Origin of the sequence: Paenibacillus senegalensis JC66 (assembly GCF_000285515.1) — a bacterium.
Lineage (GTDB): Bacteria > Bacillota > Bacilli > Paenibacillales > NBRC-103111 > Paenibacillus_L > Paenibacillus_L senegalensis.
In genome coordinates this window covers 202,860-220,245 of the sequence record NZ_HE610962.1, presented here as the reverse complement: position 1 = coordinate 220,245, position 17,386 = coordinate 202,860, and the positions used below count along the sequence as shown (strand labels likewise).

Sequence of the window (17,386 nt, the reverse complement as noted above, 5' to 3'; positions counted from 1 at the left end):
ACCACGTGTGATTCTTCATAGAAATTCCAGCTTCCCTTAAATCCCCAGCGTCATTTTGTATGATGTTTTGATGTTTTGTACAAATTCCCGTATTCCGTTTACTTTCAATGCTCATTTGTATGATTTTTCTGTGAAAATAAATCGCCCCACATGATGAGCAAGCTTCGGAAATCGTACCTCATTCAGATAACTTGTGATAACTTGTACGAAAGCAATGGCTATACGGAGCCGATTCTGCATCGGCGAAGGCTGGAGTTCAGGGCAAGGGCTCGTTAGCAACATATCGCACATTAATAAAGACCTGGCGGATGCTCATTTCCGCTAGGTTTTTTGAATGGATTTCAAGTTTAAGGAAGGACGAGCATATTTGTCATCAATTGGACAATACTTGTCCATAGAACCGACACACTATGGCTCAAAAGGGCCATGGTTTGTTACTGATTCCTTTCCTATGATAGAGGGAGGACTATGATGGATAAAAGGTGGGTGCGATGAACGTTTCAATCCTGTTGGAAACCTACGGATTTAATACGATGTATACGGTGGAGCTGATGGTGATTGTCAGCCTGCTGTTCTTTTACTATTTGCGGGCGACGTCCGCTAAACGGATGCAAGCCCGGAACGAAACGCCTGTCCGGCCTAGACAAAAGATCTGGTTCGGTCTCGGGCTGCTTTGTTTTTATTTAGGGATGGGAGGACCGCTCAACCTGATCGGCCACTTCCTTTTCAGTATTCACATGCTGAAGATGGCAATTCTCTGTCTTCTGATGCCTCCCCTGATTCTGTCAGGGCTGCCTTATGCGGTTTACCGCTGGTTTACCTCCAAAGCTTGGGTGCGGCCCTGGTTATCCGTCCTGACCACTCCCTTGATTGCGGTCGTGCTTTTTAACTTGGTGTTCTCTTTGTATCATCTGCCGGTTGTGTTTGAGACGATCATGTCCAATTTTATCGCGTATACCGCGGTTCATATTTTGCTGCTGGTGCTGGCATTTGCCATGTGGTGGCCGGTATTCTCGCCTATTCCGCTGGCAAAGCCGATGACCGGACTCAAAAAGATCGGCTATGTGTTTCTCGCCGGAGTGCTCATCACCCCTGCGTGTGCACTGATTATTTTCGCCCCAAAGGCGCTGTATTCAACTTATATTGAAGGGGCGCGTATGATTTGTACGCCTTTCTATTATTCGGACGTAAGCAGTGTTCCAAGGATCAATGATATTTTGAATGTCAAGGACGATCAGCAACTGGGAGGAGTTATCATGAAGGTGATGCAGGAGTTTATTTACGGCGGAGTCCTGGCCCATTGCTTCTTCCAGTGGTACCGCTCTGAACGGAAGAAGGATGAGGATCAGCAGGAGGAGCTGGAGCAGATGATCCGCGCCAAATTTCCTAACCCGCAATAAGTTAAGCCTTGACGGCTATCCTGAGTAAAAGGGGAGAAAACCATGAACCGACGCTTGCTGCAAATAATAGCCATCAGTGTTGTTCTAGTTGTATTGAGTGCTTGTTCCACCTCGAATCCATCGGCCCTGAATCAGAAGCTAGGTGAATTTACTGCCGTTAACCAGGACGGGGAGACGGTTACGAAAGCTGATTTTGAGGGGAAAATTTGGGTCGCTAGCTTTTTCTTTACCCACTGCATTACGGTATGTCCTTCGTTGACAGCCAATATGGCTCTGCTGCAGCAGGAAGCCATTCAGCAGGGGGTGGATTTCGAATTGGTTTCTTTTACGGTAGATCCCGAGAAGGATAAGCCGGAAATCATTAAAGCTTATTTGGAGAAATTCGATGCCGATTTCAGCCAGTGGCAGGCTCTGACAGGTTATTCGTTTGCAGAGATTCAGGAGCTGTCGCAGAAATCGTTCAAGAGCCCTCTGCAAAAAGAGGGGGGAGATTCCGATCAATTTATTCACGGCACCTCCTTCTATCTGATTGATCGCTCGGGTGTCATCGTAGACCGCTTTAGTGGTTTGGATGTGCCTACGGATGAAATCATTAGCGCTGTAAAGAAAATGAAATAAGGTTGGAATGCCAGGAAGGTGTGCACCCTTTGAGCCTCTTCCCGGTTTGCTAGAATGGCCGGTTAAGCCTGTTAGAGAGAAAGAGAGTAAGCGAGAAAGAGATAAGCGAGAAAGCAGCAAAATAAGCAAGAACTGAGGAGTGTTGAAAGATGAAGAAGATCATACTGACCGCTATGGGCCTGGTTCTGCTATTGTCAGCCTGTTCCAAACAGTCCGGCCAGCGGGAACCGGTTGAACAGTCAGAGCAGACGCTGGCTGTCGTGCAAGTTGAAATCGAGCTGCCCGATGCTGTAGCGGTTGGTGAAGAGACGATATTGAAAGCTCATATCCGGTATGGAGATGAACGGGTATCGGATGCAGATGAAGTGCAGTTTGAAATTTGGCAGGAAAACCGAAAAGACCAGGGTGTATGGATCGATGCGGAGCTGGAAGAGGAGGGAGTCTACACGGTGCAGCATATGTTTGAAGAAGCGGGTGTTTATATGGTTCAGAGCCATGTAACGGCCAAGGACATGCATGTGATGCCAACAAGCAGATTGGAGGTAAAGGAAGGAAGCGCAGCTGCAGGGGGCGAATCTTAAAGAGAAAGTGAAAGAGCTTGGATTATAGGGAGGGAAGGAAATGAAGAGAGCAACGGGAGGATTGGCTGCAGTTTTAATAGGCAGTATGCTGCTTACAGCGTGTGGTGGACAATCGGGAGAGTCGAACGATGCACCTCCGGGGACGACTTCCATTGAAGCGAGCCAAGAAGTCCGTACTCTTCTCCAGAATAACTGCATGTCCTGTCACGGGCCGGATTTGCAGGGGCGTGTGGGTCCTTCGCTGCAAACAATAGGAAGTCTTTTAAGCAGAGAAGAACTATATACAGTTATAGCGGACGGGACGCGGGCTATGCCCGGATTCAAGGATCGTCTTGAGGAGCAGGAGATGGAAGCGCTGGCGGACTGGCTGGCTGATCAGAAAGAGGCGGAATAGGCCGGGTCATGGCGTTTCGCCTAACCTTTCGGGATGCTAATGCAAAGAAGAATCCAATCTTTTCTATGGATAGGGAAGGTTGGATTTTTGCTTGGACCCTGAAGCTGGATCACTTCTGAAATACTGGCAAAGGGGAAGCGCACTAGGAGCGCACTATTCGGATTTGTGAATGCACAGATCGCCTGCAAGATCCGATGCGATTATCTAGTCCTTTTTTAAAGATTCGAAAAAGAGTGGCCGGCTCGGGAGAAAATACTTTTCCCGTCCGTCAGCCTAATGTTAGGATAGAGTGAAACCGTGTTATTGAGCGAGAGGACGGTATGCATATCTTCCAGCTATAGTGCTGATAAATAAAGGGAGGAATTCGGCCGTGAAACCGCGTATTTTTGTGACTAAACCTGTCCCTGCCAAAGTAGAGGAGTTTTTGTCGGCTTATTGCGACTGTGTAATTTGGAAGGAGAACGCTCCGCTTACAAGGGAACAGCTTCTTGAGCGGGTAAAGGATGTGGAAGGCTTGATCGTAACCTCTTCCAGTCCGCGGATCGATCAGGAGCTGTTGGACGCCGCTCCCCGCCTGAAGGCGGTTTGCAGCATGTCGGTCGGCTATGACAACATTGACGTGCAGGCGTTAAGGCAGAGGGGAGTTGTCGCGACCCATACGCCGGATGTGTTGAATGACACCGTGGCGGATCTCGTTATGACCTTGATGCTAAGCAGCGCGAGAAGGGCCGGTGAACTGGAGAGGTATATCCGTGAAGGCAAGTGGCAGAAAAAAGAGTTAGACGGCCGTTACTTTGGCGTAGATGTTCATCATGCCACGCTCGGCATTATCGGGATGGGCCGAATTGGTGAGGCGGTGGCACGCCGGGCTCAGTTCGGTTTTGACATGAAGGTACAATACTACAACCGCCGGCCGCGCACTCTCGACAAGCGGCTGGAAGCGGCTTATGTCAGTTTGGACGAGCTGCTGGAAACGTCGGATTTTATCGTTGTGCTGACGCCCCTTACTCCGGAAACGAGGCATTTGATAGGGGACAAAGAATTTGCCAAAATGAAAAAGCAGCCAATTCTCATCAATGTGTCCCGCGGCCCGACGGTGGATGAAGAGGCGCTGCTTCGCGCTCTGGAGCAAAAGCAAATTCGCGGCGCTGCGCTCGATGTGTTTTACAAGGAACCGATTCCCGGCGATCACCCGCTGCTTCAATACGAAAACGTAACGGCACTTCCGCATATCGGCTCGGCTACCCATGCAACCCGCTTCAAAATGGCGATGCTGGCAGCGGAAAATATGGCGAACCTGATCAGCGGCAAGCCGCCCCTTACAGAAATTCGCTGAGGCACTGCAGGATGCAGCTGTTCGGTCCGCAGCCCAATACCCCTAACGCGTCTTTCGCGAGGGGTTTTTCTTTCGGTTTTTGGGTCTTTAGTACAAGCGGATAGCCGCATCTAGCAGGTGAAAAGAACGGCAAAAAATAGTTTTATAAGATGCATTGGGCGGATTTTCCTAGTATACTAGTCTTATATTTCGGCAGCACCATTATTATCCAATACTTAAATAAGGAGAGGAACACATGCACACGCAAAAAAGGATAACTTACCCATGGGCACTTCCGGCGCTTTTGCTGCTGGCGGCATTCTTGCTGCTGGTTCCGGCTAAAGCTCACGGCCAGGCATCGGCAATCGAGACGATCTATGCCGGCTTCAACCAAATTACGGTTAAGGTCGACAACCAGCTTGTGGAGAGCGACAACCTGCTTTATGAAGGCACGACCTACATTCCGATCCGCAATGTTGCGGAGATGCTCGGCTGGGATGTTACCTACTATCACGAGCTCAAAACGGCTTATATCGGGATGCTTGGTGCTGGCGTAGTGCCGGAGGAAGTGTTGGAGCGGCCTGAGAATCAGCCGTCGGGTCCTGCTCCAGCGGGTAAATTGAAGAAAGGGTTCGCCCAAATTCCGGTTGTCTTTGATTCGATAGCGATTGAAATGCACGCCATGCCGGTGGAGGCGAGCAACATTTTGTACGATGGGACCACTTATGTTCCGATTCGTGCCGTCGCTGAGCTTTTGGATATGGATGTCAACTTCTATGCGCCTACCTCTACGGCTTACATCGGCAAGGTGAATCAGGGCGAGGTGCCGTTCGAGACTTATAAAGAGTGGTATCCTGATGCCAAACCGCTGATGTATGCAGAGCCAGCAACAGGAGAAATGGAGGGCTGGCAGCTATTGAAAGGCCATGAATTTGAAGACCAGTTCAACGTCTACTTCCAGGTGGACGGCGGGATCACGAGGATCAAAATTGAAGACATCCGTCCTATAGATCTGGATCGCATCGTTCATTGGACTGACAGCAACGGCCAGCCAAGGCAGAATACCGTTCGTCAGCTGCATTCGCTCTTCGGAACTTTTAGCGAGTATACGTCAGACTGGCTTTATGCTACCTTCGGCGATGTTTATACGGATTGGTTAGCTACCAGCATATTCAGGGGAGAAAAGCTGGTGGATGAGTATCTGCGTCAAACGAATTGAGCGCCCGAACCGTCACCCGACACCATATTGACAACGGACGCCATGTTTGTGTCTGTTGTTTGAAAGCCGCCGGATAAATGGGGGGAAATCCGCAATCTGTCAAGATGGCCTTGCCGTACTGGCGGGACCAAGGTATAATTAGGTCCAACCTCGCTCCTTGTGAGGATTTATGCGATAACTGAATAATGGGAAACAGGTGCTTGCCGGATAACATGTTTATCTTGGGCAGGCTGAAAAGGGAAGTTCGGTTCGAATCCGACGCGGTCCCGCCACTGTAACGGCTGAATTGCAGCTTAATAGCCACTGGTTGAGAAAAGGTAAGATTCAACTGGGAAGGCTGCTGTGATGATGAAGCCTATAGCCAGGAGACCTGCCTGTTTCAACGCACTGCTTAACCTACGGGAGATAGGGAGGTGTAAGATGAGCCATCAGGGTCTTTACCAGATCGAATAGAAGGCGTCTTTCCCTATGCGTGCAGGGGAGAGGCGCTTTTTTTAATGCGCTGAAAAGAGGCTGGCGTGGTTTGCCTGCAAGCCGAAAAGCATTTGAAATCTCATGAAATATTGGAAAAGGTGGTTATGGGAACGAGGATGAATAAGAAGCTGCTAACTGGAAATTTAGGCTATCCCCGTATCGGGGCCGGCAGGGAATGGAAAAGATGCTTGGAGGGCTATTGGGCTGGTAAGCGAGACCTTACGTCGTTTTATGAAGAGATGAATCGTATTTTGATAGCAAATTTAAACAAACAGAAAAGCAAAGGTTTGGATTTTATCCCTGTTAACGATTTTACTTTCTACGATCATATGCTCGATATGGCTGTCATGTTTGGAGTCGTGCCCCCCAGATATGGCTATGATGGAGGAGAAGTCAGTCTGGACACGTACTTCGCCATGGCGAGAGGGAGCCAGAAGGTCGCGGCCTGTGAAATGACCAAATGGTTCAATACCAATTACCATTACATTGTTCCGGAAATCGGGGAAAGAGAGCCTGAGCTTACTGTGAATCGTCCGCTGAAAGCGTATCGCTTTGCCAAGCAGGAAGCCGGTATTGAAGGACGTCCGGTGGTAGTGGGACTGTATACGTTCTTGAAGCTTTCCAAAGGGTTTCCGGCGAAGCAGCTAGAGGAGCAGGCGGAGCGTTTCCTGCCGGCCTATATCCAAATGCTGCAGGAACTGGAGCAGGAGGGTGTCGCTTGGGTACAGCTCGATGAACCGGCTTTGGTGACCGATTGCGCTGAGGAAGAGTTGAAGCTGGTTGAGCACATTTATTATGCGATTGCTGAAAAGGTGCCCGGCCTGCGTGTTATGCTGCAGACGTATTTTGAAGCGGTGGATGCTTTGCCGCGTCTTGTTCAGCTCCCGGTGGCCGGAATCGGGCTCGATTTCGTTCACGATGGTGGGCGGAACCTGGCTGCTTTGGAGAAGCTGGTGTGGCCGAAGGACAAAATGCTCGGGGCAGGCATTATCGATGGGCGGAATGTATGGCGTTCGGACTTGACCGAGAAAAGCAAGCTCCTGCGCCGGATTTCGCAATGTGTGGCGCCTGGCCTGCTGATCGTTCAGCCGTCCTGCAGCCTGCTGCATGTTCCGGTCTCAGCCGACAGTGAAAATAGCCTCCCGCCGGTCATTCATGAAGCGCTGGCCTTTGCCGATGAAAAGCTGGAGGAAGTACGCCTGCTCTCTTCCCTGCTGGCTGCGGTGGCAGGGAAGGAGGATCCAGCCCTGCAGGAAAGCCGCGATGCGCTTGCTGACCTGAACCGTCTGCCGGAGCGGAGCGGTTCACAGTCTGCGAAGCTTGCAGCCCAGCTTGCTGATCTCCCGGACACCCGGTCGCTTCCCTATCAGGAGCGGGTGCAGGTACAGCAGGCCAAGTGGAAGCTGCCTCTGCTGCCGACAACAACGATCGGCAGCTTTCCGCAGACCGCCGAAGTGCGTCAAGCCAGACAAAAGTGGCGCAAAAAAGAATGGGAGCAGGAGCGCTATGAAGCTTTTATGAAGGATCAGATTCAGGCTTGCATAAAGCTCCAGGAGGAGCTGGGCATCGATGTCCTGGTGCATGGCGAGTTTGAGAGGACGGACATGGTTGAATTTTTCGGGGAAAAGCTGGGAGGATTCGTGTTCACCCGGAACGGCTGGGTACAATCCTATGGCTCGCGCTGTGTCAAACCGCCGATTATATACGGAGATGTAACCTTCCAGGAGCCGATGACGGTTAAGGAAAGCCAGTTTGCCCAGTCGTTAACCGTGAAGCCGGTCAAAGGAATGCTGACCGGGCCGATCACGATTTTAAATTGGTCGTTCGTTCGCGATGATCTTAGCCGTGAGCAGGTTGCCAATCAAATCGCTTTGGCGCTCCGCTCCGAAGTTGAGGCTCTGGAGCAGGCGGGGATTGAAATGATCCAGGTTGACGAGCCTGCGCTGCGTGAAGGCTTGCCTTTGAAAGCCAGAGATCAGCAAAGCTATCTGGACTGGGCCGTGCGCGCCTTCAGGATCGCGACATCTACCGTGAAGGATACTACGCAAATTCATACGCACATGTGCTATTGTGAATTTCACGATATGATCGACTCGATCAAGGCGCTTGACGCTGATGTTATTTCCATCGAGACGTCGCGCAGCCATGGGGAGCTGATCGAGAGCTTCGAAGTGCAGGATTACGATCACGGTATCGGTCTGGGCGTATACGATATTCACAGCCCCCGGGTGCCGGATGTCGCCGAGATGGAGGAGCTGATCGGGAGAGCGCTGCGCGTGCTTGAGCCTAAACAGTTCTGGATAAACCCGGACTGCGGGTTAAAAACAAGAGGCTGGGCGGAAACAGCTGCGGCGCTGCGCCATATGGTTTCCGCTGCTGAATCCGCGAGAGCGAAGCTCGGGCACAAGTGAGCAGCCAGCCGGCACCAATATGCCTGAGAGGGCTTAAACTCAGTAATTGCCTGAGAGGGCTTAAACTCAGTAATCGCCTGAGAGGGCTTAGACTCAGTAATGAGGCTCGGGTATGGCAGCGCCAAATAGCCCTCATCTAGCGAACAGATGAGGGCTTTTGCCGCTAACTAGCCAAGGTTGGCGGGATTCGCGGGCTGCGTGTGCTTGTTTCCTGCATTTTGTATGAAATGTCGTACAAACGCATGGGGTTAAAGTGCGAATACCGGAGATTTGTATGAAACGTCGTACAAATGCAGGGGATTGAAGGGCAATTACCCAAGATTTGTATGACAAATCGTACAAAAGCATGGGATTGAGTGCGATTGCCCGAGATTTGTATGACGAATCGTACAAATGCAAGGTCTTTAAGCTATTAAGTAACTGCAGCTCTGCAGCCAATGTCTAGAAGAAATTTTGTGCGAGTTATGTGATTGAGGTACGATTGCCCGAGCTTGCTCATCATGCGGGGCGTTTTATTTTCACAGAAATGTCGTACATATGCTGGGGTTTAGGGGCCTGCAGCCAGAGTTTTATACGAAATATCCTATGGAGGTTCTAAGAAATTTTCTAAGAAATTTTCTAAGAGATGTTCTAAGAGATGTTCTAAAAGATGTTCTAAGAGATCTACTGAGAGTATCCTGAGATGTTCAGCGCTAACGCTCATCCTCGCTCTTATTTGTGAAAAAAAGCCTGAAAAACGGTGATTTGAAGCAAATAAGGAAGATGGCGAGCGTTGCAATTTTTACCCGCCTATTTTTGCTCAAATAAGGACAACCGCGAGCGTTAGAATCCGAACTGGTGGTGAACAGAGTGGAAAAAAGAAGCGAACCCTGGCGAATCTCATTCGTCGCAGGATTCGCTTACTGTTCGCAGCACTGTAATATAAGGCTTCACCGCGCAGCTTCCAGCGCGCGGTGCGAAGGTCTTTACGGAACGCTTACAAAGCGCCCATTCCGCCATCGATGCGGTACTGGGAACCGGTGATAAAGGTACTTTCATCCGATGCCAGGAATAGTACCAGGTAAGCGATATCGCTCGTCTCGCCGTAACGGCCCAGCGGAATGCTTTTGGACAGTGTTTTCTCATCGATTTTCATGCCGCTTTCCAATGAGCGCATCATACGGGTATTCACCGGGGATGGATGGACGGAGTTGACCCGTACATTGGCTTCAGCGACTTCAAGAGCAGCAGTTTTGGTTAAGCCGACAACGGCGTGCTTCGAAGCGATATACGGAGACACATCGGGACTTCCATTCAAACCGGCTACTGACGAAGTGTTAATGACACTGCCGCTTTTTTGCTTAATCATATGGGGGAGAACATGCTTCAATCCCAGGAAAACCCCACGTACATTGACGCTCATCACTTGGTCAAAATCCTCGATTTTCTGGTCAACCAAAGGGGCTACTTTGCCTTCAATTCCCGCATTGTTGAAGAATACATCGATTTTACCGAACTTCTCCAGCGTTTGCTTAACGTAGTTTTCCACTTCCGGCTCATTCGTCACATTCGCTTTAACCGCAACAATTTCTCCTTGGCCGGACAATTCATTCATCGTTCTGTCCAAATCATCCTGCATCAGGTCAACAATGACTACCTTGGCGCCTTCCTTCAAAAATAGTTCGGCTGTCTTTTTACCGATGCCGCCCGCACCTCCGGTGATGATGGCAACTTTTCCAGCAAGTCTGCTCATTGTAAAACTCCTCCATGGAATAGAATGGTGATTGTTGATTTTCGTACCTATTTTGAGTCAATTTTTGGATTACTATTCCAGTGGAGTGATTTTTTTTATTGCTTCAGCAGGATAAATTATGGTTTACGTCTATTATCGAGCGCATCATTAACTTTTCGCTCAATTTTATCCTCAAGCTCCTTCTCGCGCCTCGCCTGATACCCTCGAAAAAGAGTGATGACAGTAAGCAGAACGACAATACCGAACATAAACATTCCAATATAAAGCGGCATAAGAATTCTCCTTTACTTTTTATTCAAGGATCAAATTCCACCTTCACTATACCTTACCTCGTCAGGAGGGGCAAGGAAGGGCAAGGAAGGACAAGGAGGGGCAAGTAGGGGCAAGGAAGGGCAAGGAGGGGCAAGGAAGGACAAGGATGGACAAGAAAGACAACACAGACCAAAAAGGCCTGATGCAACAGATACAGAGAGTTTAAAACGTTTGAAGTCATCTTGGTTCGTTCTAGCATGAGGATTCGTAAGGGACTTAGGTAAAGCGAAGTTATTAAAATTCTTCACCTGGGCAGGAGTTCAGCCTGTTCATTGAGAAGTTAGAAGGCAGGGCACAGACGGCCAAAGCAGCTCGAACGAAATCCAGCATAAGAATATGTCGTCTCCAACACATTAGACGATGGGAGGAATTCTTTTGTCCGCTTTACGCTTTGTTGTGGTGGGAACAGGTTGGGTTGCAGGTGAATATTTGAAAGCGCTTAACAATCGTTCGGACGCGGAAGTTTATGGAGTCGTAAGCCAAAACACGGATAGAGCTAAGGGAAGGTTGGCGGAATTAGAGATCGATGCCCGGTTATTTTCGACTTATGATGCGGCAGTTACGGATGCGCAGGTCGATGCTGTTGTACTATGCTCCACCCCTGAGCTGCGCAAGGAACAAACCGTGCTTGCTGCTAGGCACGGCAAGCATATTGCCCTGGAAAAGCCGCTAAGTATGGATAGGGATTCGCTTTACGAAATGGCACAGGCGATCCGGGCGAATTCGGTGAAGACTGTAGTTGGTTTTGTGCTTCGTTGGAATCCTTCCTTTACTAATACTAAAGCGTTAATTGAAGATGACGCTATCGGTCGTATTTTTATGGCGCAGATTGATTATTGGCATCATGTCGGCCCCCAATATCCACAATATAGATGGAGCCGTACTAAGGCACTCGGAGGCAGCAGTATGCTGTCAGCAGGGTGCCATGCTGTAGATGCGGTTCGTTTTTTTGCGGGAAATATAGAGGAGGTTACCGCATACAGCTGCCGCACCTGGCCGCATAGCGACTACGAGTTCGATCCTAATGCTATTGCGATTTTCAAATTAAGTAATGGCGGCATTGGCAAGGTATCCTCATCATTGGAATGTAAAACGCCTTACAAATTCAACGTACATCTACTAGGAGAAAAAGGCTCGATCATGAACAATCAGCTGTTCAGCCATAAGCTCCCAGGCCAGACCGATTATGCTGCCATTCCGACTATTCTGCCAGACAGCGGCGATGTTTCCCATCATCCTTTCGCTGAGGAACTGGATGATTTTATCCGTTCAATTGTTGAGGACACGCAAACCCGCTGTGATTTCTTTGATGCGATGCAGTCTATGGAGGTTTGTTTTGCTATCGATGAATCGATTCAAAAAGGGGAGAGCGTAAAAGTGCCGGTTTGGAACGGATGATTTATCGATCAGCCTGAGCCGCAGGTGCCAAGAGCGCACGGCAAGAGCACCCGCCAAGAGCACACGTCATTAACGTATGCCAAGAGCGCATGCGAATAGCGTATGCCATTAGCGCATGCAAGGAGCAAATGCATAGAGCGCATGCAAGCAGCACATGCATTAAATGGAGCCTTTAATGTATGATCCCGCAGACTTTTTAAAAAAGCTGCGGGATTTTTATTATGATCAGCTGCGCATCCATGAGCTACGCTTAGATAAGGGTTAGTGGATACTCATCCCACCCATATGCTCTTCGTCCTGGAACAACTAACAACTAAATGTTCTGCTCTAACGCTCGCCCATGCTCTTATTTGTATAAAAATACCGGATTTTTATATTTAACGCTCATCCTCGTTCTTATTTGTGACAATTGGGCGGAAAACCGCGATCTGAAGCAAAATAAGGATAATGGCGAAATGGCGAGCGTTACAATTTTTAACACCGATTTTGCTTAAATAAGGACCGTGGCAAGCGTTACAATTTACAGCCCCTAAATTTGTCAAATAAGGACAACGGCAAGCGTAAGAATTCAAAGACGGCTGCAAAAAGCTCATTAGCTGCCCACCTGTCCGGCTTCCCAACCGTTATTCACAGTTAATTGGGATTTCTGTCCGTGAACGTTACAGTCAAACAGTTATCCTGCTGCTCAACAAACCCAAGCAATACTGTGACTGATATAAGGTTTTTTCATTCTGGGGTAGATTTTGTCGCAATAATAGAAGAGGGACCTTATACACACACATCATTAGATTCGACACGAACAGCTTATTTCCGAGGAAATAATTAGTCGAAATGTTCCCTCTTAAAAGCCTGAGGGCCTGTTCATGTCATTTGGACTATAGTGACGGCAGCTTATCACCTCTATTAAAAAATCACAAAAAAGCTCTTGTCACAAAACCTGCAGTCACTTATAATTTTTATGAAAATGATAATCATTTTCAATTAATGAAAGATAATCATTTTCAATAAATCTGGGAACTGTTTTCACTAAATGCAAGAAGAAAAAAGGGAGAGAGTATAATGGTCGAACGTAATGATAAAGGAAACAGGCTTTCAGCGTTTGTAGCGCCCCTGCTAGTATTAGTGCTTTTATTGGCAGCTTGCGGCGGGCAGACACCGGCTAACACACCGGAAACAAGCCCATCCCCTGCGCCAACTGAAAATAGCGAAGAGCAAGGAAAGAACGGCGAGCAGGGACAGAACGGCGGAGATGAAAACGCAATGCGGCAGGTTGAGCATGCAATGGGGACGACTCCCATTGAAGGAACGCCGCAACGAGTAGTAACTCTGTACCAGGGAGCGACAGATGTAGTCGTGGCTCTCGGTATTCAGCCGGTAGGCGTTGTCGAATCTTGGGTCGAGAAGCCTGTCTATGAATATTTGAGAGATGACCTGGAGGGCGTGCAGCAGCTAGGATTGGAGAACCAGCCGAATCTGGAGGAAATTTATAAGCTGGACCCGGATGTTATCATTGCTTCTCAGACACGGCATGAAGAAATTTACGAGACTTTATCGCAGATTGCTCCGACGGTAGTTGGCGAACCGCTGTATGATTGGAAAGCTACCATGAAGCTTGTCGGAGAGGCGCTCAATATGGAAGCGGAAGCACAGCGGCTGCTGGATGATTGGGAAGCCCGGGTGGCAGACTTCAAAGAGAAGATGGGTGATCGTCTTCCGATTGAAGTGACCATTACAAATTTCCGCGCTGATCATGCCCGAATCTTTTATAAAGGATATGCGGGACTGATTCTTGAAGAACTGGGTTTTACCCGTCCGGAAGGCCATGATGCCGATATCTGGGGTGTGCAGCTGACCTCCAAGGAGAGCATTCCGGATATGAACGCGGATCTCATTTTCAATTTCAACTCTGGTACGGATACAGAAGCGATTCAAAAAACATACGAAGAATGGACCAGTCATCCACTATGGCAAAATCTAGATGCCGTTAAGAACGATCAGGTCTATCATGTGAACGAAGTAGAATGGAACAGTGCTGGCGGTTATATTACGGCTAACATGATGCTGGATCAGTTATATGAAATTTTCGAGCTGAATTAATCGACTCCAACAAATGAACAGGTAGAACTTGCAGAACCTGCAGAACCCGGAGAACCCGCAGAACATGTAGAACTTGCAGAACCAGCAGAACATGTAGAACTTGCAGAAACGCTGAACCCGCTAAACCGCAAATAGCATGCTCTAAAACCGCGGGCTCCAGATTGTAAAAAGAAGATTTTGTAGAAAAAGATGAAAGAGTGAAATGCAAGAGTGAAATGAAAGAGTGAGTTTATGAGTCCCTTTCTGGCCAGCACAAAGAAGAAATGGTACGGAATGCTGGCGGCTGTCGGCTTGATGGCCGCGGCATTTGCAGCCAGCCTCCTGTTCGGTCGTACGCCGATGACGGTAGCGATTGTGATTGAGGCCTTTACTAATTATGATTCATCCTCCATAGAACATATCATCATACATACCGAGAGACTCCCCCGTGCTGTCATAGCTTTGATCGCGGGAGCGAGCCTTGCGGTTGCCGGGGCTCTGATGCAGGCATTGACCCGCAATCCATTGGCATCTCCAGGTGTGTTCGGCATAAACGCCGGTGCTGTGTTTTTCATCGTTTTAGCCGTGGTTTTATTCAAAGTATCTGCTTTGGATCAGCTGATGTGGTACGGATTTCTCGGCGCAGCTGTCTCCGCAGTTATCGTCTATGCCCTGGGGTCTATAGGCAGAGATGGACTGACACCCATCAAGATTGTACTGGCAGGTACTGCGATTACCGCGTTGTTCGTATCTTTTACCCAGGCGATTCTGGTCCTGAATGAAGCAGGTCTGCAGGATGTTATGTTTTGGCTGGCAGGATCGGTCAGCGGCCGCAGCTTGGATATGCTCCTTCCGGTACTGCCCTATATTCTGATTGCCGGCGTTATCGCTCTATTTATGGGGCGGGCGGTCAATCTTCTGATTACCGGTGATGATATTGCCAAAGGCATGGGGCAAAATATTCTGTTGGTGAAGATTGTCATGGGGATCCTCATTGTCCTCTTGGCTGGGGGCTCGGTAGCTGTCGTCGGTTCTGTAGGCTTTATCGGGCTCGTTGTGCCGCATTTGTCACGCGCTTTTGTCGGTAATGATTACCGCTGGCTCATCCCGTATTCAGGCGTACTTGGAATGGTGCTGCTCCTAACCGCCGACGTGGTGGCGCGGCTGCTGATTATGCCCGCTGAGGTTCCTATTGGCGTGATGACCGCGTTAGTTGGAGGCCCCTTCTTCATCTATATTGCCCGTAAGGGGGTGTCCAAACTATGAAACGCAGAAAGCCAACCCTTACGATTCGTACGCGAAACGATTCCATGTCCCTGTTAATTGAGAAAAAATCATGGCTGACCATCGGCGTGCTGTTCCTGATAACGCTCGTTACAATTGTAGCTGGAGCCGGTCTTGGCAACGGTTTTATCCCTCCTGCTCAAGTTCTGACCACTGTATTAGGCACAGGCTCGGGGGAACATGACTTTATTATCATGACTCTGCGTATGCCAAGGGTGCTCGTTGCCGTTCTGGTCGGAGCGGCACTGGGGATATCGGGAGCTATCCTGCAGAGTATTATCCGCAACCCGTTGGCGTCCCCTGATGTTATCGGGATTACCGGCGGTGCGGCAGTAGCTGCGGTGGGCTTCGTCAGCCTGCTGAGCGGCCAGGTCAGCATTAAGTTTATGCCGCTTGCTGCTACAATTGGCGCGTTGCTCGCGTCCTTCATCATTTACGTGCTGGCCTGGAGAAAAGGCGTCACACCGATCCGTCTCGTCCTGATCGGAATCGGGATGTCGGCAGTAACGGGAGCGGGAACGACCTTTATGCTGGTCCAGAGTCCCCATTATTCGTTAGGGAAAGCCTATACGTGGCTGACCGGCAGTGTGTATGGCTCTACTTGGGACAATGTGTGGCTTATTCTGTGGACCGCAGTTATTTTACTTCCATTTACGCTTTTTTTTGCCCGAAGTCTTGATGCCCAGCAATTTGGCGATGACGTAGCCTCCGGGTTGGGGGTAGCGGTGCAGCGGCACAGAGTATTTCTTGTTCTAATTAGTGTACTGCTGGCTGGAATTGCGGTTGCGGTAGCCGGGACAGTCGGCTTCGTAGGCTTAATCGCTCCGCATATCGCAAGAAAGCTGGTAGGACGTCCTTTCGGAAGCTTGGTCATGGTGTCTGCATTTATCGGAGGCCTGCTCGTACTCGGAGCCGATCTCATTGGCAGAACCGCCTTTTATCCGCTTGACGTTCCGGCAGGCGTCTTTACGGCGGGAGTCGGGGCGCCATTCTTTCTCTATCTGCTATTTAAAAATAGAAATCAGTTCTGATCCCATAAACAGAATGTCCATAGCTGAATTTGACTTTCTGGAGCTGCATATTGAGTTCTCAAAATTACTTAACTCACAAAATCTTAACTCACAAAATTTTTATCTCAGAAAATTATTTATCTCTTAAATCTTTTATCTCTCAAAATTCCAATAAAGGGGGACTTTCACGTGAGTGTTCTGGAAGCCCAATCGCTAACGATTTCTTATGGTGCGGAGCCGATAATCGAAAATTTGAACTTGCAGATTCCCAAAGGCCAAATTACGGTGCTGATTGGCAGTAACGGCTGCGGAAAGTCAACTTTATTGCGAACGATGGCAAGGCTGCTGAAGGCCAAGTCGGGGACGGTATTGCTGGATGGCAAAGAAATCGCTAAGCTGCCGGCCAAGGAGGTCTCCAAGCGGATGTCCATCCTTCCCCAAGGGCCCTCCGCGCCAGAAGGGCTGACAGTCAGTCAGCTGGTGCGTCAAGGACGATACCCTCACCAAAGCTGGATCAAAATGTGGTCAAGGGAAGATGAGCGCATGGTCAATCTGGCATTGGAAGCGACTAATATGAAAGAGCATGCGGATAAGCCGGTCGATTCGCTGTCCGGGGGCCAGCGCCAGCGTGCCTGGATAGCGATGACCCTTGCACAGGGATCTGAAACCCTGCTTCTGGATGAGCCTACGACTTTTCTGGATTTAAGTCATCAAATCGATGTTTTGGATTTGCTTTTTGAGCTTAATGAGAAGGAGCAGCGGACGATCGTGATGGTGCTTCATGATTTAAACCTAGCCTGCCGCTATGCACACCATATCGTTGCTGTGCATAATAAAAACATTTATGCCCAAGGCCGGCCGGAAGACATCGTTACACGCGAGATGGTCGAAGCTGTCTTCCAGATGAAGTGCGATATTACAGTAGACCCGCTGTTCGGCACGCCTACCTGTATCCCGCATGGTCGGGGGCGGAAAATTAATCAGCCGGAGGCTGCAGTAGTGGGTGTAGGCTAAAACAGCTAGAGTTACACTATGCTTTAATGGAACGGTTGAACGTTATTAAAATTGAGCATTTAACAGCGCTGAGTACTTTGTAAAATAAAATCCCGGAAATTTTTTGACACCTTCATAGAAGGTGTTTTTTATTTTATAGCGTGCCCAG

14 protein-coding genes and 1 riboswitch are annotated in these 17,386 nt (G+C 49.1%); of the genes, 12 read left to right on the top strand and 2 right to left on the bottom strand.

What is annotated here, in order from left to right:
* The first annotated feature begins 491 nt into the window (after positions 1-491).
* The 7 genes from PSHG_RS28630 to metE all read left to right on the top strand — a co-directional run bounded on the left by PSHG_RS28630 (position 492) and on the right by metE (position 8,412).
* Entirely contained in the window at positions 492-1,400 is a 909-nt protein-coding gene (locus tag PSHG_RS28630) for a cytochrome c oxidase assembly protein (protein ID WP_010277819.1), read from the top strand.
* Between the two features lie 42 nt (positions 1,401-1,442).
* Positions 1,443-2,018, top strand: coding sequence for an SCO family protein (locus PSHG_RS21935; RefSeq protein WP_010277816.1), 576 nt, complete (start codon positions 1,443-1,445; stop codon positions 2,016-2,018).
* Positions 2,019-2,167: 149 nt separating this feature from the next.
* A complete protein-coding gene (locus PSHG_RS21930) occupies positions 2,168-2,599 on the top strand; it encodes a FixH family protein (protein WP_010277810.1) in 432 nt (143 codons plus the stop codon).
* A 40-nt stretch (positions 2,600-2,639) separates the two neighbouring features.
* Positions 2,640-2,993: a c-type cytochrome gene (locus tag PSHG_RS21925; protein WP_010277806.1), complete on the top strand. Its 354-nt coding sequence runs from the start codon at positions 2,640-2,642 to the stop codon at positions 2,991-2,993.
* Between the two features lie 370 nt (positions 2,994-3,363).
* Positions 3,364-4,329: a 2-hydroxyacid dehydrogenase gene (locus PSHG_RS21920; protein ID WP_010277802.1), complete on the top strand. Its 966-nt coding sequence runs from the start codon at positions 3,364-3,366 to the stop codon at positions 4,327-4,329.
* Between the two features lie 235 nt (positions 4,330-4,564).
* The gene (locus PSHG_RS29615) at positions 4,565-5,527 is read left to right on the top strand and encodes a copper amine oxidase N-terminal domain-containing protein (RefSeq protein WP_010277800.1); all 963 of its coding nucleotides are present in this window, start codon (positions 4,565-4,567) and stop codon (positions 5,525-5,527) included.
* A 177-nt stretch (positions 5,528-5,704) separates the two neighbouring features.
* Positions 5,705-5,919, top strand: a riboswitch (cobalamin riboswitch).
* A 198-nt stretch (positions 5,920-6,117) separates the two neighbouring features.
* Complete coding sequence (gene metE / locus PSHG_RS21905; protein WP_026021544.1) at positions 6,118-8,412, top strand: 5-methyltetrahydropteroyltriglutamate--homocysteine S-methyltransferase; 2,295 nt, start codon at positions 6,118-6,120, stop codon at positions 8,410-8,412.
* A gap of 976 nt (positions 8,413-9,388) precedes the next feature.
* Here the strand turns inward: metE and PSHG_RS21900 are convergent.
* Both PSHG_RS21900 and PSHG_RS30765 read right to left on the bottom strand, forming a co-directional pair.
* On the bottom strand, positions 9,389-10,144 hold the full coding sequence (locus tag PSHG_RS21900; protein ID WP_010277793.1) for an SDR family NAD(P)-dependent oxidoreductase: 756 nt from the start codon (positions 10,142-10,144) through the stop codon (positions 9,389-9,391).
* Positions 10,145-10,260: 116 nt separating this feature from the next.
* Complete coding sequence (locus PSHG_RS30765) at positions 10,261-10,416, bottom strand: hypothetical protein (RefSeq protein WP_157213488.1); 156 nt, start codon at positions 10,414-10,416, stop codon at positions 10,261-10,263.
* A gap of 415 nt (positions 10,417-10,831) precedes the next feature.
* Here PSHG_RS30765 and PSHG_RS21890 point away from each other — a divergent pair, with 415 nt between their 5' ends.
* The 5 genes from PSHG_RS21890 to PSHG_RS21865 all read left to right on the top strand — a co-directional run bounded on the left by PSHG_RS21890 (position 10,832) and on the right by PSHG_RS21865 (position 17,238).
* Positions 10,832-11,854, top strand: a complete 1,023-nt coding sequence (locus PSHG_RS21890; protein ID WP_010277790.1) for a Gfo/Idh/MocA family protein — start codon at positions 10,832-10,834, stop codon at positions 11,852-11,854.
* 1,059 nt (positions 11,855-12,913) lie between these two features.
* Positions 12,914-13,951: an ABC transporter substrate-binding protein gene (locus PSHG_RS21880; RefSeq protein ID WP_010277787.1), complete on the top strand. Its 1,038-nt coding sequence runs from the start codon at positions 12,914-12,916 to the stop codon at positions 13,949-13,951.
* Between the two features lie 231 nt (positions 13,952-14,182).
* Positions 14,183-15,196, top strand: a complete 1,014-nt coding sequence (locus PSHG_RS21875; protein WP_010277784.1) for a FecCD family ABC transporter permease — start codon at positions 14,183-14,185, stop codon at positions 15,194-15,196.
* Positions 15,193-16,245, top strand: a complete 1,053-nt coding sequence (locus tag PSHG_RS21870) for a FecCD family ABC transporter permease (protein ID WP_010277782.1) — start codon at positions 15,193-15,195, stop codon at positions 16,243-16,245. The genes PSHG_RS21875 and PSHG_RS21870 overlap by 4 nt, the downstream gene beginning before the upstream one ends.
* A 168-nt stretch (positions 16,246-16,413) precedes the next feature.
* Positions 16,414-17,238, top strand: a complete 825-nt coding sequence (locus tag PSHG_RS21865) for an ABC transporter ATP-binding protein (protein ID WP_010277779.1) — start codon at positions 16,414-16,416, stop codon at positions 17,236-17,238.
* The last annotated feature ends 148 nt before the right edge of the window (positions 17,239-17,386 follow it).